A 20,276-nucleotide genomic window follows, 5' to 3' on the forward strand; every position below is an offset into this window, starting at 1 on the left:
GTACCATGAAAGCATGCACATCACCAGTTATGGCGCCGCCGAAACCGTCACCGGGAGCTGTCACCTGTTGGAAACTGCCGGGAAACGCATCCTGATTGACTGTGGACTGTACCAGGGAAGCCGCGAACTCGACGACCTGAACCAGCAACCCCTGCCGTTTGATGCGGCCTCGCTGGATGTGGTGCTTGTCACCCACGGGCACCTGGACCATGTGGGACGCCTGCCCCTCCTGATCAAAGGGGGCTACCAGGGCAAAATCCACTGCACACCTGCCACCCGAGCCGTCACCGAAATCATCCTCAGGGACGCTGCCCACATTGCTGAAGAAGATCATGAGCGGGATTTGCGCAAAGCCAGACGCCAGGGCCGCGAGCACGAAGTCAAACCTCCCCTGTATCAAACCCCGGACATTGACCTGCTGATGGAACGCCTGCAGCCCGATGCCAGCTGGGAGAAACCGCTGGAATTTGAGGGCATCCAGATCCGTTTTCATCCAGCTGGACATGTGCTGGGCAGCGCCTGGATCGAAATCGAGCATGAAGGGCAGAAGGTGGTGTTCTCTGGCGACCTCGGCAACCGGGAAAGCCCCGTGGAAGCAGATTTCCTGCTTCCTGGACCCTGCAATGCAGTGGTGATCGAATCCACCTACGGCAACCGTCTGCACCGCAGCCAGAAAGAAACCGTGGATGAATTTGCAGGGGTGCTGAAAGAAAGCCTGCGCAAAGACGGCAAGGTCCTGATTCCCTCTTTTGCGCTGGAGCGCACCCAGAACATCCTTTATGTGCTGCGCCAGTTGCAGGAGGAGGGCCGCATTCCCCTGACCCCCATCTACCTGGATTCCCCGATGGGATCCCGCATCACCCGCCTGTATGAAACGCTGGGCGGCGAATTCAACCCTGATGTTGAGCACGACCTGCAAGAAGGAGACCGTCCTTTCAGCCCAGAAAACCTGCATGTCACGGCCAGCACTGCAGAATCCCGCATGCTCAACGATCTGAAAGGTGGTGCAATCATCCTGGCCGGATCGGGCATGCTCACCGGGGGGCGCATCGTGCACCACCTCAAGCACCACCTGTGGAAAGACACCACCAGCCTGGTGATTGTGGGCTACCAGAGCCCCAACTCGCTGGGGGGCCGCCTGATTGCCGGTGCAGAAAAAGTGCGCATTCACGGGGAAGAGGTGCTGGTGCGGGCCAGCGTGCACACCATTGGCGGTTTCTCCGCCCACGCAGACCAGGACGATTTGCTGGCTTTCCTGGCCCCCACCGGAAACGCACGGGTGCATCTGGTGCACGGAGATCTGCAGGTGATGCAGGTGTTTCAGCAGGTGCTGGAAGCCGCAGGACGCGAAGTCACCATCAACAAATATGCCCAGAGTTACCCAGTGGCTGAACCTTGACCTCTTCCCGACCCACCCTGCGGGATGTGGCGGTGGCCGCCGGGGTTTCGGTGGCCACGGTGTCCCGCATCCTCAATTCCACGGAAGGTTACAGCCAGCACACCCGCGAACGGGTGCAGCAGGCCATGCAAACCCTCGGGTACCTGCCTGTGCGCGCTCCGGAACCCGTGAAGCAAACCGCCCGAAAAACATTTGGTGTGGTCTTCCCAAAAGTCTCCAGCATGCTCATCTCCCAGGTGCTGCAAGGGGTGCAGGAGGCCTTGCCAGAGGGTTACACCCTGCTGGTCTGCCACTCGGATGGCAGTTTGCAACGCACCCTGGACAGCCTGCAAACCTTCAAAGAAAAAGAGGTGGACGGTGTGATCTTCGCCAGCGAGGTCCTGCAACGCGAGCACCACGACCTTTTAAAACAGGCCCGGATTCCGCTGGTCTTGCTGTCCTCCATGTCATACCAGTTTGTGGTGCCTTATGTGCGCTGCGATGACCGTCTGGCGGCCCGTGCCGCCACCACCCACCTGATCCAGCAGGGCCACCGGGACATTGCCATTCTGGCTGGAGCAAGATTCGACCCTTTCAGCAGCACGGCACGGGTGGAAGGCTACCGGGATGCCCACCTGCACCACGGCCTGAGTGTGCAGGAAGGCCTGATCATCTACACCCGGGGTTTCACTTTTCAGGATGGTCAAAAAGGCTTCCAGGCCCTGCTGCGCAATCAGAAAGCGTTCAGTGCCCTCTTTGCCTGCAGCGATGAACTGGCCGCCGGGGTGCTGGCCAGTGCTGCAGAACAGGGCATTGCCATTCCCGACCAGATCAGTGTGATGGGCTTTGATGACATCCCCCTCTGTGAGATGACCTGGCCGCCCCTCACCACCCTGGCCCAGCCCCTGGTCGAGATGGGTCAGGAGGCTGTGAAACTCCTGCTGGAATGCCAGCAAAACCCCCGCTGTGATCGGGGCGTGGTGTTGCCCTTTCAGGTCATCGAGCGGGGATCGGTGCGCAGCATTCAATGAGCCCGCCGGGCCCATCGATCAGGGCATGCCTGCCAGTTCCTGCTGGAACACCTCGGAACGGATGTGCATGCCGGTGCTTCCCTCGGCCACATACAGGGTGCCCAGTTTGCTCTGCACCTTCCACAGGCCACTGCTCACTTCACGGGCACGGCCCAGGTCTGCGGCCTCAATTTGCGGATTTTCAATGCGCAGCCACCACTTCTGGCTGGAGAACCACACCATATGGCTGTTCTGGCCCAGGGTTGTCACCGGGTAATCGAAGCTGTAGGTGCCATCTGGCTGACGGAAAGATTCCATCGGCAAGGTGCCACTGGGCTGCTCCACCAGCTGGGAAACGGTGCGGGCAGAAACCGTGTCTGGCACTCCGAACACCCCGCTGACCCACAAACCCAGCACCACCAACCCCACAGCCAGCAAAGCCAGCAATGGAAGAGGTCTGCTGCGCGGTTTCTCGGGTTCTTCTTCGGGGGCCAGGGGGGCAATTTCGCGGGTTTTGACTTCCTTGCGGATGCGGGTGATCAGTTTGGCCTTGGTGTCCTGGTAGGTGGTTTCGCTGATTTGCCCCTGCTGGAATGCCTCGTGGATGTCCCTGATCTGTGAAGCGCTGGTGTGGTCGGTGCGGGTCTGGATGTAGGTCTGAATGAGCAGGTACTCTTCAGGGGTGACAAGTTTCTTTTGCCTGATTTCTTCGAGGACCATGGCCTCCGGGGTCAAACCGCGCATATGCCTCCTGTGCCGCTGATGATGGGTCCCATTGTACCCTCAGACCGTGCAGCACGGGAGGGGGCTGGTTAGGGTGGAGGGTCTGGCCAGCATTGCCCCAGCAACCTGCCGCCACCTCAGCCAAAAGGCCTATCCTGGACAGCTGAAGCCCTTGCCCCCTATGCTGGTTCGAAATCGATTTCAAAATTTCGGAGGTCCCAGATGCTTCATCCCCACCACCATGCTGCCCTTGAACGTTTCATCGAGCATTACACCCAGAACCCGGAAGTCCAGGCCATCGTGGTCGGAGGGTCACTGGCCAAAGGGTTTGGCAAAGCCAGCAGCGACCTGGACGTGCTGATTGTCATCGACGAAGCACAGTACACCCTGCGCAAAGCCAGCCAGAACCTCTCGTATTACTCAGAAGACTTCACCGATTACGAAGGGGGCTATGTGGACGGCAAGCACATTGGCCTCAGCTTTCTGCAGCAGGTGGCCGAAAAAGGCAGCGAACCTGCCCGTGCTGCTTTCTGGAAGTCCTTCATCGCCTGGTCCAGACATGACCCTGCTGAATTGCAAGTGCTGCTGGACCGCATCACCACCTACCCGGAAGCTGGTGTTGCAGAGCGCATCCACCGCTTCATGGCCCAGGTGCAGGCCATGCACTGGTACGTGGGAGAAGGAGAAAAGCACGACAACCCCTACCTGCTCAACTGGTCGGCCACCCGTGCGGTGCTCTTTACATCCCGCATGCTGCTGGCCCACAACCGATTGTTTTTCCCGTACCACAAGTGGATGCTGAAAATGCTGGAACTGGCCCCGGATGTGCCTGACAGTTACCTGCAAAAAGCAGACCAGCTGATGCGTCACCCCAGCGTGGAAGGCACCCGCGAACTGTGCGATCTGGTGCTGCAGTTCCGGGACTGGGGCACCCCCTCCACCTACTGGACCAATTTCTTCTTGCAGGACAGCGAACTGAACTGGCTGACTGGCCACACGCCCATCGAGGACCTTTGAAGGTTCTGTGAAGTGGAGTCTGCTCCCTTCACTCCAGGCAAAATGCGATGGTGGGTTTGTTGAGGATTCTGCCTCTGCTGTCTTTCAACTGAACCCATTCGCCTCCCAGGTTCCGGTAGGTTTGCAGGTCTCCATTCAGTGAATTTTGCAGCACCACCAGCGTTTGCAGGTTTTTTTCACGCACCAGTTGTAGCGCAGCTTCCAGCATCACCTGGCGGGCCAGCAGTTCCGGCTGCTTCGGGTCCCAGAAGGTTTCATAAAGAACACAGTAGTGAGGGGTGCCTTCCAGCAGCAGGTTCTGGGGATTCCAGTGCAAAACAAAGGTTCCCTGCAGCCCATTTTCTTCCCAGACATACTGTTTCCACTGCATTTCAGGAAAAGTCTGCTCAAACTCCAGGCTGCCACTGTGCAGGGCTTCAGCTGTGGTGTGCACCAGTTCGGAAAGGCTGCTGCGTTCAATGAGGTCCAGCACCTGTGAAATGTCTGAGAGGGTCATTCGGCGAATGGTCATTCAAAAATGATAAATGAAACCCCACAGAATGGTCACGTGTCCATCAGGTGTTGTGTAGACCCCCTGCAGGCCTTTAACCCATCAGGCCGCAGGCCCGGTCCAGCATGACCTTCCACTCGTCCCGTGAAAAACGACGGGGTTCCAGCTTCAAATCCAGCTTCACGCTGGCTTCCGGCAAAGGGACATACTGGGCTGCGGCTTTCAGGACCAATTGCCGGTTGCGGGTGAAGGCCAGTGTGAATTCGATTTTCAGCAGGTATTCCTCACTCAAAAGCTGCTTCAAAGGATCAAAATCGCTGTCCAGGGCCGCCAGCAAGGTCGGATCGGGCGTGTAGACATGCTCGTCCAGGTGCTTCAAGGTGCGGGCCGGGTCCAGCAACCCCCCGGCTTTCAGCAACTGGTAACCCGAGATGTGCCGCCTGCAGGCTTCTTCTGGATCAGATCGGAGTGTTCTGACCGTCAGGCCCTGCGCACTGGCCCCCTGCAGGTACACCCACAGGCGTTTGAGGCTGCTGTAATTCTCCAGTTGCATGTACCCGTTGGGGGTTTCAGGCAGGGGCTGGGTGGGCCGCAGGTTCATGAGGCCGCCACGCCAGAACCTGCAGGGGCCACCTCACTGTTCTGCGCTTCCAGGGCAGCCTGAAACTGTGCCACCTCTTGCGGCTCTCCAATCAGCATCACCTGATCTCCAGCAATGAAAGGGGTTTTGTTGTTTGGGACGTGAATTTTGCCTTCGCGGGCAATGGCGAACACCAGGATGGTCTCCGGGATCTCCACTTCCCCTTTGGTCTTGCCAAACCAGCTGGAGGGCACATCAATCTCGCTGATCTGTTCGGTGTCTCCACGCAAAACGGTGACAGGCTGGTTGCGCAGCAGTTCCATCAAGTCCTGCGGGGCTGGCTGACTGAGGGCCTCGCTGACGATGTTGCTGATGTGCGCCCCGGATTCGGCCCGCACGTTTTTCTGTTCCACATACAGGCTGTAGACCCCGCCCACGGCGTAAGCGGTGAACGTGGAGAGCACCAGCGGAATCAGAATCTCCTCGCCGCTCCAGGTGGCCAGCAGCAAGGTGGCCCCCAGGGGGATGTTGGTGGTGCTGCTCAGGAACGCCGCTGCGCCCACCAGCCCAAACACCAGCACATTCACCGGATCTGCAGGGAACACGGCATTGATGGCTGCGCCCAGACTGGCCCCTGCAAACGCACCAATCACCAGCTGAGGGGTGAAGTAACCACCCACCATGAAAGCCCCGGACACCATCAGGGTCACCACGAAACGCACCATGAAATGCTGATAAACGCTCAGGTCGTCCAGCATGCCCATGAAGGCCAGTTGTGTCCAGCCCAGACCGTCTCCCAGGGTGCCGTCAAAGAAAACGCTGCACAACGCCACGCCCACGGCTCCTGCCACCGTGATCACCAGCACATTGACCCGCACCTTGCGCAGATTGCGGCGCAAAGCCCGGATGGCCTGCAAGTACACGTTGGCCATTCCGGCAATGATCGCCCCCAGCAGCAGGTACAGCGGCATGGACCAGTAAGAAGGGGTCTCCACCGGAGGCAAGTCCAGCAGCGGTGAGAATCCCATCAGGGTGCCATAAATGGCATACGCAGCCACACTGGACAGCACCGCAGGCATCAGGATTTCAAACTCGAATTCGTTGCGCCGGTACAGGATTTCGGCAATGATCACCGCGCAGGCCAGCGGCGCATGAAACACCACCCCCAGCACCGCTGCCCCGGACGCCATCAGGATGGTGCGGGCCTCGCTCTTGGACAGTGACCCAAACCGGGAGGTCAGGTGGGCGGTGGCCTGCGCCACACTCAGCAGCATCCCCTCCCGTCCCAGCGGGACCCCTGCACCCACCGAAAGAAACCCGGCCAGAATCCGGCGCAGTTGCAGCGTCCACACGATGGGTCGGGATTCCCCACTGTGGTAATGCTCAATGGTCTCAGCCAGTGGATCAATGTGGCTGGGTCTGTAAAGCCACACCGCCAGCCCGGCCATGGTGGGCAGCACCAGCAAAGCCCACCAGCGCACATTCCCCTCAAAAGCCATCAAAACCCCACCCCGGGAGGGCAGGGAAGGGGGATGGTACCCGGCAAGGCCCATCAGGAAATCCTGGACCACATCCAGGGCGCTCAGCAAGAGGGCACTGCTGACCCCCACCAGCACTCCGGCCAGGGCGCTGTACAGCACCATCCGGCTGGTCTCCAGGCGGTTGCGAAAACGAAAGGGTAAAGGTGCGCGCATCGGTCTGTTATAAGTTTAATGGAGTCTGGGCTCCAGCGGGCAAGGTCAGCAGCTGCCTCAGGGGAAAGGGCCCATACTTGGCCAGATAGGTGAAGTAACTTAAGCCCCGCTCCTGGGGAATCCCGGCAGGAAGCAGGTGGGTGCGCAGGCGCTGAAACTGCCCTTCACGCTTACCTTCTGCCTGCATCAGATGGCGGGCCAGTTTGCGTTCCAGGCGCTGCACATGGCCCACCACCCGCTGTCTGGAACGGTGCACACTGCCCTCCAGGTTGATGTCCAGCTGCACGGAAGTTTCGGCCAGTTGCTCAAACAGCAACTCCAGCTCACCCAGCTTCTCCCGGAAAGCCTGCTGAATGCCGCTCTCCTGCAACAGCAGTTGTTCCGTCAGCCCATCCGGGTTGCTCTGGAATTCCCGTGCGGTGATGCCATACCGCTGCAGAATGCGCTGCACCGGAGGCTCCAGGTACGTCACCGACAGGCGTTTCCACAAGAGCGGCTGGGCCACATGGTGCAGGTCGTACACCTTGCCCAGTTGCGTGGCGTAAGCCAGTTCTCCCGGGCCCAGCACATTCACAATGGTGGGCAGCACCGTGTCCTGCACAATCGGTCTGAGGCCCGCCGCGGGCGTGATGCGGCTGGGGTCGTGCTTCAGAACATCCAGGAGTTCACGCTGGCTGTACAGGCGGTCGGCATGGAAAGAGCGCCCATCGTATTTCAAAAGCCTGCGCAGGCCATCGTTGCCTTCCAGGAAGAGATTGGTGGCCCCGGCCTGACGGCGCAACTGTGGCTCAAAGCCCAGCGCAATCAGTTCTCCGGCTGCGTCCTCAATGCGGTGCGGACTGGCCAGCGGGTGTTGAAGTTCGCGTTCCAGCGCAGGCGCAAACAGCGCCGCCAGCTCCGGGAACATCGGATCAAAAGTGATCAGGCCTTCTTCACCCAGCAAACGCTGGGCCATCCCGGCAAACCAGTCGGCATAATTTCCGCCTGCACTCTGCTGAATCAGGCGCACCGCATCCTCCCGGTAAGGGGCGTCCATCTCCAGGATGGATCGGGAGATGTGATCCACCCACTCTGGCTGCAACAGAATGCGATAAATCGGCACCCCCTGCGGCAAAGGCAAACTCAGGTGCAAAATCCGCTCCCGGAAATCCAGCAGCATGGTCGAGGCCACCTCAAGGGCATCGTGGTCCTGGCTGGCCACCCAGAAGATCGGCAGCACCGGCTGGTCCTCACGGTCCAGTTCACGGGCCAGCAAAATGGCATCCACCGCCTTGTGCACCGTGAACGCCGGACCCAGCAGCAAACCCGCCTGTTGACCGGCCACCACCACCCGGCTGTTCGGATGCTCCAGGCGCGAAAGCTGGTGCTCCAGCACAGGCGTGAGGGTGCCCAGTTTCTGGTGGTAGGCCCGGAGGCCCCTCACCAGCGCAGAGCGGTCCACATTGGATGGAGGGGAAGCAGAAGCACCTGCAAGGTCACCAGGGGCCAGACGGTAAAAATGCCGCAAATCGGAAGTGTGTTGGTGGCTGGCAATGTTTTTCAAGATCACGTGTTGCGCTGCGTCGCCAGGCGACGCAGGCCCTCCTCGTCCAATAAGACTATCTTGCGGTAGCCCAGCTCAAGGAAACCCAGGTCACGAAATTCCCCCAGCAGTTTGGTGATGGTCTCTCTGGTGGACCCCACCATGAAGGCCAGATCCTGATGGGACAGCTTCCCACCAATCACCCGCGAGACATGCCCCAGGGTGAGCAAACTGCTGGCCAGACGCTGCGCCACATCCTGAAACACCAGCTGCTGGTGCTGCTGTTGCAATAGAGCAATCTGCGAGGTCACCACCTCCAGCAGAAAGCGGGCCACCCCCAGATCCTGCCGGGCCGCCTGCACCACCTGCCGGGTGGGGATTTTCATGAGCACCGCAGCATCGAGCGCCTCCGCAAAAAAAGACTGGGTTTCCCCCTGCAAACTGCCCTCAGAGAGCCACTGTCCCTGCGAGGCCACACACAACGTCACCTCACGGTCCTGTGCAGACAACCTGAACAGCCGCACATGCCCGGAACACAACTGGTACAGGTGATCCGCAGCATCACCCTCCTGGAAGAGCATCTCTCCCTTGCGAAGCGACACCACTTCTGAGGACAACCGCACGGCCTCAGGCCAGTGCTCGGGGGGAGGTAAACGCAGCATATATAGAGTATAAGCATCCAGACGAAAAATGCTTGGGCAAGGCAGAAGGCAAAGATGCCGAGGGCAAAAAGACAGGGGCATGGGGAAACATTGTGTAGGGTAGGGCAAAGTTTGCCAGGTCAGGCCCGAGTGTGCTCCCTGGCCTTGCAGGGCTGAAATGTCTTGTTTCAGGAACCTGCTCAAAAAACACATCAGAAACCAGACCCCGAAGGATCTGGTTCAGTTTGACAATGGTTCTGGTTTACTGCAGGAAAGCCTGTTTCACTGCGTCCATCAGAGGATCTTTGGAGGTGGTGGCATTGGGCAGGTAACCTTCATTGATGTTCCAGATGATGGCTCCACCCAGGCCCTTCTGTTTTGCGTACTGCCCTTTCAGGCCAATGGAACGGGCATCCTCGTAAGAGATGAAGTTGCATTTCTGGCTGCCCAGACCTGTTGTAGAGGTCAGGTAAGGGGCCTTGGCGCTGTCGTCCCACACATAGGCACTGCTGCTGTAGTAGTCACTCATGATGTTGGTGAAGCTCATCACGTTGTCGTCTGCCACCACTTTCATGGTGCTGCTGGTCTGCAGTGGAGCGGTCACGCCCTGCCAGCAGGTGCCGTAAAACCCGATGCCCAGACCCAGTTTTGAGGCAGGAACTCCGGCTGTCAGGTAGGCCTTCACGCTGGTCTCGATGCTGGAAGGGGTGTTGGGGGTGTGCCCGAACAGGGCAGAGGAGTGCCAGGATTTCCAGCCGCCCCACACCCCCGCCATGCTGTAACTCATGATGTTGATGCGGTCAAACAGCGGAGCAATCTGACCGTAGTAAGGGCGGGCTTCATCTGCAGGGAAGTTGGCATTTGCCCAGCCCACAGGAAGGGTCAGCAGGAGGCCGGGTTTTTTGGCCTTCAACTCCTGTGCCAGGGCTTTGAGTTTCGGTTCATCCTGGGTCTGCACGGGCTCCCAGTCCAGGTCGATGCCATCAAAGCCGTAATCCTGCACCACTTTGAGCAGATTGTTCACAAAGGTGGCGCGGTTGGCATCCGAGGCGGCGCTCACAAAGCCCCAGTACTCCCCGGCTCCGCCCAGCATCAGAATGGCCTTTTTGCCGTTGGAATGGGCTTTTTGCACCACGGACTTTGCCCAGATGGGACCGTTGTAGGAATCGATGTCAAAGTCTGTGCCCACGGTACCGTCTGCACGGGGCACAGCACGGCCCACCACGATGTGGGTCATGGCGTCCCATTTCACTCTGTCCAGCGGGTATTTGTCTTTCAGGTATCCCACATAGTACCCCAGCACCCACTGTCCAGAAGGATCAGGAATGGGGGTGGGATTGGGGTCAGGAATGGGATCAGGAATGGGCGTGGGTCCTGGGGTTCCCACAGGGGTTCCATTCAGGGTGAACCCCGTGGGAATCACATTGGTGCCCGTGTAGGAACCCACAAAGCCGATGCTGATGGTTCCTCCAGTGGGAAGGCTGGCATTGTACGAGGCGTTCTTGACCTCCACTTTCTGCCCGGTCTGGGTGAACGTGCCGTTCCACAAACTGGAAATCTTCTGGTCTCCGGCAAACGTCCAGCCCAGGGTCCAGTTGTTCAGTGCAGGACCATTGTTCTTGACCGTCACCGTTGCAACAAAGCCACTCTTCCAGTCGTTGTCGATCTTGTAGGAGATGTCATAGGACGTGCCAGGAGTGGGCGCAGGGGTAGGAGTGGGATCAGGTGTCGGGGTGGGCGTGCCTGATCCCACAGTGATGGGCAGCACCTGTTTTGTTTTGCTGCCCAGGCTGTCTTCCACCAGCAAAGCCACATTGACCACACCTGTGGTCTTGAAGGTGTACTCCTGGGTTTTCAGGGAAGCGCAGCTGCCGTAATTCAGGTCACCGTAACCATCTCCGTTGATGTCCAGAATGCAGGAAAAACTGTTGCTGTCCGGATCAGAGGCCTGAAAGCTGAAGGTGGTGGTGAGGGGAGCCGGGCCGCTGGTCTTGCTGGCGGTGAAAGAGGTGATTCTGGGGGCTGTGTTGGCCTGTTTTTGAACGGACGCTCTGGGGGTGGGGGTCCCGCAGGCGCTGAGCAGAACTGCAAAAGCAGCCGTGAGAACCCAGTAACGCTGGTGCATTTTCAAAACCTCGCAGATGAAATGTGGGGAGGGGAGGGCGAGCAGGAACAACTCCGGATGAACAGCGGGATCGTGTGCTGTTGGCATGGCATGGAAAGAAGGCCTTCTTCCTGTTGTATGAAACCATGGGGGACATGATTGAAAAATGATTGGGTTTTGTGGGGGCAAAACCTGTGGTGTTGGTGTTGGACAGCGGGTCCAGTTGAACCCGGATCAACATCTAATGAATATATCTATATCTAAATCAATTTAACAAATAATTCACAAACAATTTAAAACACAAAAAAATCACAATGTCATCTAAAATTTCTGAATCCCCAACCTCGAAACCACACACCCCAGAAAAACTCCGGGGAAACAGGGGAGAGGCTCTGTGGCGAAATAAACCCCCTCTGAACCCCTCCAGGAAACCCTCGGGGTGCAACACTGCACAACTTTCCCTGAAGTTCATCGATCCCCCGATGCTGGAGGTGGAATTTGAGCTGCCCCGGGTGCTGCTCTGTTTGTTACCATGGTTTATCACCATGGCTGAACACTGAAAATCCCCCAGACCAAGGAGACCAGACCATGACCGAATTTCATTCGCTGCTGGATCCCCTCACCGGGTTGCTTTCCCGATTTGCGCTTCAGGGCCACTGGGCTTCATTGAAGGGTGCACAGGTGGCATGGCTGGATCTTGATGGGTTTGCCCATGTGAATCTCGATCATGGGCATGCGGCAGGCGACCAGTTGTTGCAAGGGCTGGCCCGACGTTTGAAAGCCTGTGTTCGGGAAGATGAAAAACTGTACCGCACCGTCGGAGACAAGTTCATGGTGGTTTTTCCCAGAGACAGTGCCTCCGATGTCCTGAAGTTGAGGGTGAGGGAATTGCGGGCTTTGTTTGATGAACCTTTTGATTTTCCTGCTGGGCCTGATGGAGTTTATTTCGCCACGGCAGGCATTGTCACCACGTCCATTGCAGATGAATCCTTTGAGGTTTTTCTGGAAAAAATGCGGGTTTTGATGCGGCAGAACAAGGCAAGGGGCAAGCATCAGGTGCTGTTTTCCTGAAGGGCAGCACCTGCGGTATGCTGATCACGTGGTGTACCTGGGAATCATGTTAGGAGGGGCGCTGGGGGCTTTGCTGAGGCACCTGCTCAATGCTGCGGTGCAGGGTCAGGCGGCTGCCAGTGGTTTTCCTCTGGGCATTTTGTTGATCAATGTGCTGGGGTCTTTTTTGCTGGCCCTGGTGTCCACCCTGGCCTTGAAAGGTTTGCTTTCAGAGTCGGTTCGTCTGGCCATCGGAACGGGCTTCATCGGGGCGTTCACCACTTTTTCGACTTTTGAGTGGGACACCGACCAGCTGATCCGGGATGGGCGTTTGGGGTCTGCGGGTCTGTATGTGCTGGGGAACCTGCTGCTGGGTTTTGTGGCCGTGCAACTGGGGCGCTGGGTGGCCCAGCGGCTGGCCCCCTGATTTCGGGCTTCCTGATTCTCACAACACCCGAATGGGCTGGCCTTGCAAGTAAGCCTGGATGTCCTCGACAGCTTGCTGGAAGTACACACGGTAATTTTCTTCTGTGACGTATCCGAGGTGGGGGGTGCCCAGCACATTGGGGAGGGTGCGCAGGGGATGGTTTGCAGGCAGGGGTTCCTGTTCGTACACGTCCAGGCCTGCTCCGGCAATCCAGTTTTCCTTGAGGGCCTGAATCAGGGCGTGTTCGTTCACGATGGCGGCTCTGGAGGTGTTGATGAGGTGGGCATTGGGTTTCATGCTGCGCAGTTCGCCCTGCCCGATCATCCCCCGGGTGCGTTCGCTGAGCACCAGGTGGAGGGTGATGACATCTGCCTGTTCAAGCAGGGCCATTTTGTTTGCTGCCAGCGTGACCCCATGTTCACGGGCTTTTTCTGGGGTGAGGTTCTGGCTCCAGGCGCTCACCTGCATCCCGAAGGCCTGCCCAATCCTGGCCACCTGGCTGCCAATTTTGCCGAGGCCCAGCACCCCGAGATGCTTGCCAGACAGCCCTGTTCCGAGGGTGCTTTGCCAGGGACCGGAGGTTTTGAAGTGGTGGCTTTCGGTGTGGAGGTGGCGGGCCAGTCCCAGGATGAGTGCCCAGGTCAATTCGATGGGGGGCTGGGAACTGCTGGAGGTTCCACACACGGTGATGCCCTGGTTTCGGGCGGCGGTCAGGTCAATCGAGGCATTGCGCATCCCACTGGTGACGAGCAACTTGAGGTGGGGGAGGTGCTGAAGCACCTGGGCAGGGAAGGGGGTGCGTTCCCGCATGATCACCACCATTTCAAAGTCCTGCAGGGTTTCAATCAGTCGGGCTTCGCTGTCAAAGTGCTCATGAAATGCGGTGGTGTGCACCTGGGGTGCCAGCACACTCCAGTCTGCCAGCTGGAGGGCCACTTGTTGGTCATCATCGAGGACTGCACAGCGTTTGAAGGTCATGCATCAAGATATCAGGCGGACAGCGATTCATTCATCACAATTCAATACATTTTTCACAATTGTTTTGATAAAACACAATTTTCACGTTCTCGTTCATCCCACATTCTGCTCCCTCAAAATCTCCTATCCTGCAAAAATGATCCAGCTGGTCTATGTCCTTGAAATCCTCAAGCCCTCTGGCCCCATCCGTGCCCATTTCACGCAGGCCCCCAGAGCCGCCATGCGGGCAGCCAGCAGATACCACCTTTCAGGCGAATGGCAGGGCAGACCCGATGACGGCAACGTGGTCTCTGAGTTGTGGAGCGAAGGCCAGCTTCTGGCGCGGGTGGTCAAAGAAACTGTGGAGTACTCCTGAGCACCACAGGCGTCGTGTTCAAGCGGTTGCTTCTGGACATGCACCTGGTGGTACATCTGGGTGTTCTTGGGAGGTTGATGACCTGAGATGGGGGAGGGCATCTCCCCTTTGCAATGCCTTTTGGATTCGTCCAGAGAAAAGAATGTTCTGGACGGCATAAAATTTAACCACCTCGTGTAATCGTTTTTAAGGGCCTTCCAAAAAAGCGAGAGTGGTATTGCCTGCAGTGCTTCTGGGATGGGTCAAATTGATCATTTCAGAGACAGGAAGAAAAATGATGTTCAGAACGGTATATTTCACTTTAAGCTGACCAGAAGGCAAAAACATCCAGAAATGCCGTTCATGGGGGGTCAAATGACACTGAATTTCAATGGTTTGCTGGCGATGCGTGTGATCCCTTCAGTGCCCAGCTGCCCCTGCACCTGCAAAGTCACCTGCAACTGGTAGTGCCCCTTGTTCAGTTTCTGGGTGTCCACCAGAAAAGTCTCCAGAAAAGGATAATCGGACTGGTTGAGGATGCTGAACCCTCCACTGGTTTTCAGGCAGCCTTCACGGCTGGACTGGGCCACCACCCGGCGGTGCAGGTCCAGCACCTGGTACCGCAGGAAGCAACCGGAGTATCTGGCTTCCAGGATGTGCTGGCCGTTGTTGACCACAGTGATCCTCAGGGGCAAGTTCTGGCGTGCAGGGATGCTGGAAGGGGTCTGTATGATGCTGTACACGCTGGTTTTTGAGGGCTGGCTTTGCAACTCGCTCTGGGCGAAAGCGGGCACATTCAATAGGAGACAGAAAGAAATGGCAGTGCAAAAGGCAGGGTGAGGTGTGTTCATGGGAACCTCCGTGCTGCCATTGTGCCTGTGGGGCCTGAGTGAGGGCTGTGTGCCGGGCTTGAGGGTTTCTGAAGTTTTTGCCCACAAAACCGATGGGGTGAATTTTCAAGTGCTTCTTCAAGTGCTTCTACGATAAATAATCTTATCGTAGAATTGTTAAAGAAGTGCTCAAATTCTGGATTGCGTCCAGAGTCAGGTTTCTGACAGGTTTGATCAGCTTTCCGTCAGGCGTTTTCTGCATCATGAAGACATGACCTGGCTCCTGTGCATCGTGCTGCTGATCGTGGTGTCCGTGATGGTGGTGTTGTTGCGGTCCATTGAAACCATGGACCACCAGCTTCACAACCGTTCCGCTTTCCTGCCCATTCCCACCAACGACTCCGACGCTGGCACCTCAGACCGCTAAACCTCACTGCAGGTTTTTCAGGTGGGCACTGCCTGGAGTGCCGTAGGTTTGCAGGCTGCTGTAGGGCAGCACCACTTCTTCAGCACAGGCGGCCGCCACGTGCGGCAAGAAGTTTGGCCAGAGTGCCAGTCCTTTGCGGGTCAGGTGCCATTCAAAGCTGTCCGAGGGGTCTTGCTGCAGCACATCCTTGCAGTCTGCATCGGCTTTTTTCAGGTACGTTTGCAGGTACAGATCGCGTTGCTTCTGGGCGGTCAGTTTGCTCCAGAAGTCTTTCAGGGCCAGCTGTTTTCCAGTCTTGACGTCCAGCACATGCCCGCTGGTGAAACTGTCCGGGTGGGCTCCACCACAGTAATATCCGGTGTCCACCTTCAGGCTGTAGAGCGTCTGGGACTGGTAAGTCACTTCCGGGTTGCTTTCCCAGTGTCCTTCGGAGGTTCCAGCCATGGACAGGCAAGCCAGTGCACTGGCTGCTTCCTGCACCTGCAGATCCTGCAGGGCCAGGTTGAGTCGGAACTGGCCTTTCACTCTGGGGTACTGCACTTTGGAGTAAGGTTCACGCACCCAGCCGTTCTTCAGGGTCTCCCAGGGGTGGTTGAGCAGGGTGAAGGTATAAGGGTCGGTTTGCTGCAGTTTTTTCAGGCCGTCCGAGGCGGGCAGCTTGAGGGCTGTGGCTTTGTAGGGATTCAGTTGCACACTGAGGGTTTTCTGGCTGCCTGGGGCACTCCAGGTGCCTGCCCAGCCTTTCCCTGAGGGTTTGAGCTTGAAGGTTCCGGTGTTTTTGAAGCCCCCTGCTTCCAGATCAAAGACCTGTTCCATCAGGGTGAGGGTGCCCTGTTTGTGGCCTTTCAGTTCGATGCTGAGGCCCTTCTTCAGGTAGGCGTACTTGCCCGTGAAATCCTTTTCAAGTTGCAGGACGATGGGATAAGGGCCGATTTGCCCCTGGTACACCTGGGCCAGAGCAGGACTGGAGCAGAGCAAAAGCAGCAAAGCAGACGGCAGGGCAGATCTGAGCATGCTTCATCTTAAGGGTGACCCATGAGAGGTCTTCTCTGTTCTTCAGGCGGGGGCCTCAGGCGGTTTGCAGGTGCTGGGCCAGCCTCTGCCAGTTGATTTTGCGGTAACGCAGATGGAAGATCAGCAGCTTCACGGCTTCTTCAATCAGACGGGCACTGAAGATGCCTGCCGCCCCCCAGCCCAGACCAAACCCGAACCACACGGCCAGGGGCAACCCCACAGCAAACGCCCCGAAGACATCTCCGAACAGCACCCCTCTGGGGTCTCCTCCGCTGGGCAGGATGCCGATGCCCTGGATCATGTTGTGGACTTTCACGGCCTGGAAGAGGGCGTTGAGGACCACGCCCAGAAATGCGATGTTCAGCACTTCGGTTTCCACGGCCCTGAACAGGGTGGGCAGCAGGAAGGCCGTACCAAAGTACAGCAGGCCTGTGACCAGTCCGGTGAGGATGCCCATTTTCAGGATGGCCCTGCTGCGGTGCTGGGCCAGGTGGGTGTCTCCCTGCCCGATGGCCTGTCCCAGCAGGGTGGTGGCAGCGGAGGCCAGTCCGAAGGAGGCCACCACAAAGACCGTTTCCAGGGTGTTGACGATCTGGTTGGCCGCCAGGGCCTGGGTGCTGAGTTTGCCGAACAGGATGTTGTAGATGAACACACTGGAGGTCCAGAACAGCTCTGTTACCATCATGGGGGTGCTGAGGGGCAGCAGTTCCCGCAGGGTGCTCTGGATGGCCTTCCAGCCTGGAATCTGGAAGCGCACACCTGACCGCTGGTAGAGGGTGTGCAGCAACCACAGGGTTTTGATCAGGTTGGCCAGCAGGGTGCCCCAGGCAGCCCCCAGCACCCCCTGGTCGAACACCGAGACCAGCAGGTAGGCCAGCACGGTGTTGATCAGCATGCTGACCATGGTGGTTTTCATGGGGGTCCGGGCATCTCCCATGGACCGGAGGGTTCCGGTGGAGACCGAGCCCAGCACCACCAGAGGCAGGCTGAGCAGCATCACTTTCAGGAAGGAGCTGGCAGGCTGATCCAGCTGGGGATTCCCTCCTGCGAAAGCCATCAGGGGTTCTGCCCAGATCCACATGGGGAGAACCACCAGCAGGGAAATCAAGAAGCCCGAAAGCAATCCCACATTGGCGCTCTGGGACAGCGCAGCTGTGTTCTTTGCTCCGTAAGCCCTTGCGGTCAGGATGGCACAACTGTTCCCCAGCGCCGCCAGGGTGAGGATGAAAATGAAGGTGGTGCTGTTGGCCAGACCCACCGCAGCAATGGCCAGGGCGCCCAGGGTGCCCACAATGATCTGGTCAATGAATCCCAGCAGCAGCTGGCTGACGGCTTCCAGGCTGACCGGAATGGCGATGCGGGCAATGTCTCTGAGCTGGCGGGAATCCGGGAAAAGCATACTTTACCGTAACAGACCCCTGGGGGTGGTTAGACCGCCAAATGGCTTACATCTAGATGGGTTCTGACCAGCGATTCAGAGGGATGGCGTGGGATTCAGATGGGTTCCCAGTGCAGGGCCCGCAGGTACTGCTGCAAGGCAGCCGAATCGGCTTGCAGGGCGGCAATGTATGTGGTGGCATCTGGTCGCAGCAAATTCACGTAAGCGTTTCCGTCCGGTTCCAGGCGAATCAGGCGGGTCACGCGCCCTGCTTTCAGGCGGTTGCCTTCAGGGGCAATGAAGTGCACCTGCCAGCCCACCACCATGGGCAAGGTGGGCAGGGTGCGGGTGAAGGGCAGGGTGTAACGCTTTCCTGAATTGGTGATGGTCTCGGCACCATAAAGGGTGTTTCTGCCTGATCCTCCTGCAGCGGCTTTCATCAAATCCAGCAGAACATGCCCATGCAGGCTGCGTTCCTCCCAGCGGGGAACGGGGATTTCTTCTGGGTGTTGTTCAGGCAGTGCGGGGTTTTCCTGCGGGGCTTGCAGTCTGGACAGCAAAGTCTGGATTGGGGTTGAGGAGGGTCTGGAAGGGGAATGGAACCACCCGAGGAGAGCCCGAAGTTTACCGATCATGCTGCGCTCCTTGCATCCATGTGCTGGGTTGTGACTCTTTCATTACATCTTAAAGGCTGCTTTCCTTTAGGGATAGGGGGGAACAACAATCCATCATAAAAATGCTTCTGGAAGGATCATTATGCAACGGCCATGTAACACCAGGGCGCGATCAGGGCAGCCCTTTCTCCGCCCTGATCGGCTGAATTTTGTAAGGGTTTGCTTTACAGTTGCAATTCTTTTAAACTAAGCCATAACGGAGGAATTGATGAAGCGAGTCATTGCCCTGAGCCTGATCACCCTGATCCTTGGTGCCTGTGCTCCCAAAGCCGCTGACACCGGGGTCACCATCTACCCGCAAATTGTTCAGGTCTCCCCTACGGAGAGCAAGCAGCAGTTCACCCTGCAGGGACGCTACCTGGGTTCCAAAGACACCGGCGTGATCCGCATTGGTGCCAACGAAAACGGCGAGGGAGGCGTGGTGGTTCCCAAAGAGAACATCGTTTCCTGGACGGAATCCAAAATTGTTTTCAATGTTCCAGCCAATGCCACCCCTGGCGGCAGTTTCATTGTGGTGGAAGTGGCAGGGAAGCGTTCCTTCTCCTTCCCTTTCAGCTTCACCCGCTAAAGCACACCACATCCCTCAAAACCCCCAGAGGTCACTCTGGGGGTTTGTGCTTTGCTGTTTTGTCTGTCTTTAAGCGGTCTGAGGGATTGTCGTCCTGATGAATCAGGCTATAATTCTGGAATGTCAGGAATTTTAAGGCCCAAAGGCACACAGGACCTCTTACCAGATGGCAGCCCCCAGCTCAAAGCGGAATTCTCCGCACGGGGCCACCGTCATCTGGTGGAACTTGCCGCGCAAGTCCTGGAGAACGCCGGAGCCAGCTACATTCAAACCCCCATGTTCGAAATGGTGGAGGTCATCAAACGGGGCGTGGGGGACAGCACCGACATCGTCCGCAAGGAGATGTTCACGGCGCGTGCCCAGGGGGATGAATTCATCCTCCGTCCTGAAGGCACTGCGCCCATCGTGCGGGCTTTTGTGCAAAACGGCCTCAAACAACTTCCCACCCCGGCCAAACTCTGGACCTTCGGGGCGATGTTCCGTGCAGAACGCCCCCAGAAAGGCCGCTACCGCCAGTTCCACCAGCTCGATTACGAGGTGCTGGGCAGCGATGACCCCCTCATTGATGCAGAAGCCATTGCCCTGATGATGCAGGTGATTGGCCAGCTGGGTGTGAAGAACATCGAACTGAAACTTGGCTCGGTGGGCGACCCCGAGGACCGGGTGCAGTACAACCAGTACCTCAGGGACCTCTTCAGCCCTTTTGAAGAGAAACTCAGCGAGGACAGCAAAGCCCGACTCATCCTCAACCCCATGCGCATCCTGGACTCCAAGAGCCCTGGAGACCAGGACCTCATTTCCGAACTGCAGCCGAAAATGATGCTGGATTTCCTGGGAGAAGCTGCCGCGAGCCACTTCAAGAAAGTGTGCGAATACCTCACGGTCTGGGAGGTTCCCTACACCATCGATCCTTCCATCGTGCGGGGTCTGGATTACTATCGCCGCACCGCCTGGGAGATCCACCACGAGGGCGTCGGAGCCAAGAGTGCCCTGGGAGGCGGAGGCCGCTACGACGGGCTTGCAGAGCTGCTGGGAGGCCCACACACACCCGGCATCGGCTGGGCTTTCGGGATTGAACGCCTGCTGATCGCCATGGACACCGAAGGGGTGAAGCTCCCGGAGCCCGAAGGCCTCCTGCTTTACGTCGGCGCACTGGAAGACAGCACCCTGCCCCTGGCCGCAAAACTGGCCTTTGCAGCCCGCACAAAAGGCAAAGCCGAATTCAGCTACAAACCCAAAGCTCCAGGCAAACAGATCCAGGATGCCCTCAAGAAAAACGCCCGCTTTGTGGCCCTGATCGGGTCCAGTGAGGCGGAAACCGGAGTGGTCACCCTCAAGAACCTGCAGAGCGGCGAACAGAGCACTGTTTCCCAGGATGATTTGTTAAACTACCTCTAGCCTGAAAGCCACAATGGGCGGGAGGCTGAAAACCAGTCC

Annotated in this window: 21 protein-coding genes; 9 read left to right on the top strand and 12 right to left on the bottom strand. The window is 57.9% G+C overall.

Going from position 1 to position 20,276, the window contains the following annotated elements; genetic code table 11:
* Positions 1-13: 13 nt before the first annotated feature.
* Positions 14-1,399, top strand: coding sequence for an MBL fold metallo-hydrolase (locus tag IEY52_RS09195; RefSeq protein WP_189002386.1), 1,386 nt, complete (start codon positions 14-16; stop codon positions 1,397-1,399).
* Positions 1,396-2,409: a substrate-binding domain-containing protein gene (locus tag IEY52_RS09200; RefSeq protein WP_189002387.1), complete on the top strand. Its 1,014-nt coding sequence runs from the start codon at positions 1,396-1,398 to the stop codon at positions 2,407-2,409. Before IEY52_RS09195 ends, IEY52_RS09200 begins: the two co-directional genes overlap by 4 nt.
* An 18-nt stretch (positions 2,410-2,427) precedes the next feature.
* Here the strand turns inward: IEY52_RS09200 and IEY52_RS09205 are convergent, their stop codons facing one another.
* Complete coding sequence (locus IEY52_RS09205) at positions 2,428-3,132, bottom strand: hypothetical protein (protein ID WP_189002388.1); 705 nt, start codon at positions 3,130-3,132, stop codon at positions 2,428-2,430.
* A 201-nt stretch (positions 3,133-3,333) separates the two neighbouring features.
* Here IEY52_RS09205 and IEY52_RS09210 point away from each other — a divergent pair, with 201 nt between their 5' ends.
* Entirely contained in the window at positions 3,334-4,128 is a 795-nt protein-coding gene (locus tag IEY52_RS09210; protein ID WP_189002389.1) for a nucleotidyltransferase domain-containing protein, read from the top strand.
* A 28-nt stretch (positions 4,129-4,156) separates the two neighbouring features.
* Here IEY52_RS09210 and IEY52_RS09215 read toward each other — a convergent pair whose 3' ends face one another.
* The 6 genes from IEY52_RS09215 to IEY52_RS09240 form a co-directional block, all read right to left on the bottom strand.
* Positions 4,157-4,639 (bottom strand): hypothetical protein, encoded by a 483-nt coding sequence (locus tag IEY52_RS09215; RefSeq protein ID WP_189002390.1) that lies wholly within the window; start codon positions 4,637-4,639, stop codon positions 4,157-4,159.
* A 73-nt stretch (positions 4,640-4,712) separates the two neighbouring features.
* Complete coding sequence (locus IEY52_RS09220) at positions 4,713-5,219, bottom strand: hypothetical protein (RefSeq protein ID WP_189002391.1); 507 nt, start codon at positions 5,217-5,219, stop codon at positions 4,713-4,715.
* On the bottom strand, positions 5,216-6,892 hold the full coding sequence (locus tag IEY52_RS09225; protein ID WP_189002392.1) for a chloride channel protein: 1,677 nt from the start codon (positions 6,890-6,892) through the stop codon (positions 5,216-5,218). Before IEY52_RS09225 ends, IEY52_RS09220 begins: the two co-directional genes overlap by 4 nt.
* A 7-nt stretch (positions 6,893-6,899) precedes the next feature.
* Positions 6,900-8,441, bottom strand: coding sequence for a bacillithiol biosynthesis cysteine-adding enzyme BshC (gene bshC / locus IEY52_RS09230; RefSeq protein ID WP_229684699.1), 1,542 nt, complete (start codon positions 8,439-8,441; stop codon positions 6,900-6,902).
* Positions 8,438-9,076, bottom strand: a complete 639-nt coding sequence (locus tag IEY52_RS09235) for a Crp/Fnr family transcriptional regulator (protein WP_189002393.1) — start codon at positions 9,074-9,076, stop codon at positions 8,438-8,440. Before IEY52_RS09235 ends, bshC begins: the two co-directional genes overlap by 4 nt.
* Positions 9,077-9,317: 241 nt before the next feature.
* Positions 9,318-11,180 (bottom strand): glycosyl hydrolase family 18 protein, encoded by a 1,863-nt coding sequence (locus IEY52_RS09240; RefSeq protein WP_189002394.1) that lies wholly within the window; start codon positions 11,178-11,180, stop codon positions 9,318-9,320.
* Between the two features lie 567 nt (positions 11,181-11,747).
* On the opposite strand from IEY52_RS09240, the gene IEY52_RS09245 reads away from it, so the two are divergent.
* A complete protein-coding gene (locus IEY52_RS09245) occupies positions 11,748-12,230 on the top strand; it encodes a GGDEF domain-containing protein (protein ID WP_189002395.1) in 483 nt (160 codons plus the stop codon).
* A gap of 28 nt (positions 12,231-12,258) precedes the next feature.
* Entirely contained in the window at positions 12,259-12,636 is a 378-nt protein-coding gene (gene crcB, locus IEY52_RS09250; protein WP_229684700.1) for a fluoride efflux transporter CrcB, read from the top strand.
* An 18-nt stretch (positions 12,637-12,654) separates the two neighbouring features.
* Here the strand turns inward: crcB and IEY52_RS09255 are convergent, their stop codons facing one another.
* Positions 12,655-13,614, bottom strand: a complete 960-nt coding sequence (locus tag IEY52_RS09255; protein WP_189002396.1) for a D-2-hydroxyacid dehydrogenase family protein — start codon at positions 13,612-13,614, stop codon at positions 12,655-12,657.
* A gap of 136 nt (positions 13,615-13,750) precedes the next feature.
* Here IEY52_RS09255 and IEY52_RS09260 point away from each other — a divergent pair, with 136 nt between their 5' ends.
* Positions 13,751-13,969, top strand: a complete 219-nt coding sequence (locus tag IEY52_RS09260) for a hypothetical protein (protein WP_189002397.1) — start codon at positions 13,751-13,753, stop codon at positions 13,967-13,969.
* A gap of 350 nt (positions 13,970-14,319) precedes the next feature.
* Here the strand turns inward: IEY52_RS09260 and IEY52_RS09265 are convergent, their stop codons facing one another.
* Positions 14,320-14,799, bottom strand: a complete 480-nt coding sequence (locus IEY52_RS09265; protein WP_189002398.1) for a hypothetical protein — start codon at positions 14,797-14,799, stop codon at positions 14,320-14,322.
* Positions 14,800-15,049: 250 nt separating this feature from the next.
* Between IEY52_RS09265 and IEY52_RS09270 the strand changes: the two genes are divergently transcribed.
* Positions 15,050-15,205: a hypothetical protein gene (locus IEY52_RS09270; RefSeq protein ID WP_189002399.1), complete on the top strand. Its 156-nt coding sequence runs from the start codon at positions 15,050-15,052 to the stop codon at positions 15,203-15,205.
* A 3-nt stretch (positions 15,206-15,208) separates the two neighbouring features.
* Here the strand turns inward: IEY52_RS09270 and IEY52_RS09275 are convergent, their stop codons facing one another.
* The 3 genes from IEY52_RS09275 to IEY52_RS09285 form a co-directional block, all read right to left on the bottom strand.
* Positions 15,209-16,219 (bottom strand): polysaccharide deacetylase family protein, encoded by a 1,011-nt coding sequence (locus IEY52_RS09275; RefSeq protein ID WP_189002400.1) that lies wholly within the window; start codon positions 16,217-16,219, stop codon positions 15,209-15,211.
* Positions 16,220-16,274: 55 nt separating this feature from the next.
* Positions 16,275-17,618 (bottom strand): MATE family efflux transporter, encoded by a 1,344-nt coding sequence (locus IEY52_RS09280; protein WP_189002401.1) that lies wholly within the window; start codon positions 17,616-17,618, stop codon positions 16,275-16,277.
* A 95-nt stretch (positions 17,619-17,713) separates the two neighbouring features.
* Entirely contained in the window at positions 17,714-18,232 is a 519-nt protein-coding gene (locus IEY52_RS09285; RefSeq protein ID WP_189002402.1) for a hypothetical protein, read from the bottom strand.
* Between the two features lie 247 nt (positions 18,233-18,479).
* Here IEY52_RS09285 and IEY52_RS09290 point away from each other — a divergent pair, with 247 nt between their 5' ends.
* Together IEY52_RS09290 and hisS are read left to right on the top strand one after the other, a co-directional pair.
* Positions 18,480-18,839, top strand: coding sequence for an IPT/TIG domain-containing protein (locus IEY52_RS09290; protein WP_189002403.1), 360 nt, complete (start codon positions 18,480-18,482; stop codon positions 18,837-18,839).
* A 120-nt stretch (positions 18,840-18,959) separates the two neighbouring features.
* Positions 18,960-20,237 (top strand): histidine--tRNA ligase, encoded by a 1,278-nt coding sequence (gene hisS / locus IEY52_RS09295; RefSeq protein WP_189002404.1) that lies wholly within the window; start codon positions 18,960-18,962, stop codon positions 20,235-20,237.
* Positions 20,238-20,276: the final 39 nt, after the last annotated feature.

This window comes from Deinococcus roseus (genome assembly GCF_014646895.1).
GTDB lineage: Bacteria > Deinococcota > Deinococci > Deinococcales > Deinococcaceae > Deinococcus_C > Deinococcus_C roseus.

Bases quoted from the DNA above. Each gene is read 5' to 3' on its own strand.
- IEY52_RS09245 (WP_189002395.1), top strand. From the start codon at position 11,748: ATGACCGAATTTCATTCGCTGCTGGATCCCCTCACCGGGTTGCTTTCC.
- IEY52_RS09255 (WP_189002396.1), bottom strand. From the start codon at position 13,614: ATGACCTTCAAACGCTGTGCAGTCCTCGATGATGACCAACAAGTGGCC.
- IEY52_RS09215 (WP_189002390.1), bottom strand. From the start codon at position 4,639: ATGACCATTCGCCGAATGACCCTCTCAGACATTTCACAGGTGCTGGAC.
- IEY52_RS09220 (WP_189002391.1), bottom strand. From the start codon at position 5,219: ATGAACCTGCGGCCCACCCAGCCCCTGCCTGAAACCCCCAACGGGTAC.
- IEY52_RS09240 (WP_189002394.1), bottom strand. From the start codon at position 11,180: ATGCACCAGCGTTACTGGGTTCTCACGGCTGCTTTTGCAGTTCTGCTC.
- IEY52_RS09210 (WP_189002389.1), top strand. From the start codon at position 3,334: ATGCTTCATCCCCACCACCATGCTGCCCTTGAACGTTTCATCGAGCAT.
- IEY52_RS09280 (WP_189002401.1), bottom strand. From the start codon at position 17,618: ATGCTTTTCCCGGATTCCCGCCAGCTCAGAGACATTGCCCGCATCGCC.
- IEY52_RS09265 (WP_189002398.1), bottom strand. From the start codon at position 14,799: ATGAACACACCTCACCCTGCCTTTTGCACTGCCATTTCTTTCTGTCTC.
- IEY52_RS09275 (WP_189002400.1), bottom strand. From the start codon at position 16,219: ATGCTCAGATCTGCCCTGCCGTCTGCTTTGCTGCTTTTGCTCTGCTCC.
- IEY52_RS09260 (WP_189002397.1), top strand. From the start codon at position 13,751: ATGATCCAGCTGGTCTATGTCCTTGAAATCCTCAAGCCCTCTGGCCCC.
- IEY52_RS09225 (WP_189002392.1), bottom strand. From the start codon at position 6,892: ATGCGCGCACCTTTACCCTTTCGTTTTCGCAACCGCCTGGAGACCAGC.
- IEY52_RS09290 (WP_189002403.1), top strand. From the start codon at position 18,480: ATGAAGCGAGTCATTGCCCTGAGCCTGATCACCCTGATCCTTGGTGCC.
- IEY52_RS09235 (WP_189002393.1), bottom strand. From the start codon at position 9,076: ATGCTGCGTTTACCTCCCCCCGAGCACTGGCCTGAGGCCGTGCGGTTG.
- IEY52_RS09285 (WP_189002402.1), bottom strand. From the start codon at position 18,232: ATGATCGGTAAACTTCGGGCTCTCCTCGGGTGGTTCCATTCCCCTTCC.
- IEY52_RS09205 (WP_189002388.1), bottom strand. From the start codon at position 3,132: ATGCGCGGTTTGACCCCGGAGGCCATGGTCCTCGAAGAAATCAGGCAA.
- hisS (WP_189002404.1), top strand. From the start codon at position 18,960: ATGTCAGGAATTTTAAGGCCCAAAGGCACACAGGACCTCTTACCAGAT.
- IEY52_RS09270 (WP_189002399.1), top strand. From the start codon at position 15,050: ATGACCTGGCTCCTGTGCATCGTGCTGCTGATCGTGGTGTCCGTGATG.
- IEY52_RS09195 (WP_189002386.1), top strand. From the start codon at position 14: ATGCACATCACCAGTTATGGCGCCGCCGAAACCGTCACCGGGAGCTGT.